At 70.5% G+C, this 1,662-nt stretch carries 1 pseudogene; it reads right to left on the reverse strand.

Annotated features, from left to right (window positions below):
- Positions 1–1,662 (reverse strand): annotated as a pseudogene (locus HUK82_RS16375) (translocation/assembly module TamB domain-containing protein); the annotation flags it as partial.

Genomic DNA, 1,662 nt, shown 5'->3' on the forward strand with positions numbered 1-1,662 from the left:
AGGCCGACCTTCGGGCCCGCGTCCACCCGCGCGTCGACAGTGGCGCTGGTCCCCGCGAGGTCCGCCGTGGCGCGAATGTTGGCGGGCGGGATCGATGCGGCGTTCCCCGTGCGCATCCGCAGGCCGGTCGCGACCAGATCAGCCTTTCCCTTCGGCTGCGCCAGCGTTCCGGCCAGTTGCGCGTTCAGGGCGATGGTCCCGACGGCATCCAGATCAGGCGCGAAGGGTTTGCCGATCGCGGGGGTCAGGTTGCCGATATGCGCCGTCAGGGCCAGCGTCGGCTTCACCGTCCCGGCAATGTCGATCGACGCCGGGGGGACGTTCACAGGCCCCAGCGTGGCCCGAAGATGGTCGACCCCCATCTGGCCGCCAAAAGCGATGGTTGCCGGGGCGAGCAGGCGGATGCTTTCGCCCTTCGCTAGCGCGGACAATGTCCGGATCGCAACCGTATGGCCGGGAAGGTCGAGCGTCAGGTCCGTGCGCAGGTTCCCGGGCGCCCCGGCCAGTTGGGTCATGTCGGCGGATGCCTGCACCGCCAGAGCGGCGAGAGTGCCCCGTGTCGTGACGGAGGCGCGGCCCGCCGCCATCGTGCCCACCGCCAGACCGTCGGTCTTCAGCGCGAGATCGAGGTTGGGTGTGCCGGTCGGATCGCTGACGTGGCCGGTCAAGGCCAGCGACCGGATGCGCGCCTGTGGCGCACCCAGCGCACCATGCAGGTCGATCGACACGACGGCCGGTGTCTGGGGCGTCGCCTCCTGCGTGCGAACGGCCGCTGTCAGCGTGCCGCTGAGCGTCTGGCCGGCCAGACGGCTGAAATCGGCAAGGCGTGCGATTTTCAGGTCGAGAGTGCCGAGCGGCACCACTTTACCCGCCGGCAGGACAAGCGCGCCGTTGCCACTCAGCGAGTTCCACGACAGGCGGTCGATGCTCAAATGCCGTGCGCCATCTGCGTCCTGCACGACGCCCAGCGCCGCGTCGAACGGCGCCCGGTCGAGGATCCCGCTGGCGATCAACGTGGCCTGAGGGCGGGAGGGCAGATGCGCCGCGCTGACCTTGAGTGTCAGCGGACCGTCAGCCACGGAGGGCGTACCCACAACACTGTCGAGGTGCAGGTCCGCGGCCAGATCATCGGTTGGTCCGCTGGCATGCAGCTCCAGTGCCGCATGCCCGTGCACGGCCGTGCTCGCCGCCGCCAGGTCCGGCAGTGACAGGGTCGCGTGATCGTCGACCACCGGCGCGCCGGGACCGAGCACCAGCGTGCCGTCATCGGTCAGGTGCACCTTGCGGCCATCAAACGTCAGGCTCTGGATGGTGACGTGGCGTGTCGCGGACGTCGCGCCCGTCGCCGTGTCCTGCGTCATGTGCGCGCGCAGGGACAGACGGCCATCGGGGCCGACGAGATCGACGGCCTGTTGCAGGCCGCCGGTAATGGCGAGCGTGCCGTCCAGAGCCAGTTGGGCCGGACCGGCCGCGCCCTGCGGCATGGACAGATCGGTGCGCAGCTTCGCCTGCCCGCGCAGGTCGGTGCCCCCCATAGCCGCGAGAGGCGCGAGATCAGGCGCATTGACGTCGATCGCGGCCGACAGCGCACCCGCGGTCCGGGCCTGACCCACGACCTGCAGCAGCGGGTGGTCGAGCGTCAGGTTCACCGGCCGTCCGTCC

It is taken from the genome of Ameyamaea chiangmaiensis, assembly GCF_013376175.1.
GTDB classification, from domain to species: domain Bacteria; phylum Pseudomonadota; class Alphaproteobacteria; order Acetobacterales; family Acetobacteraceae; genus Ameyamaea; species Ameyamaea chiangmaiensis.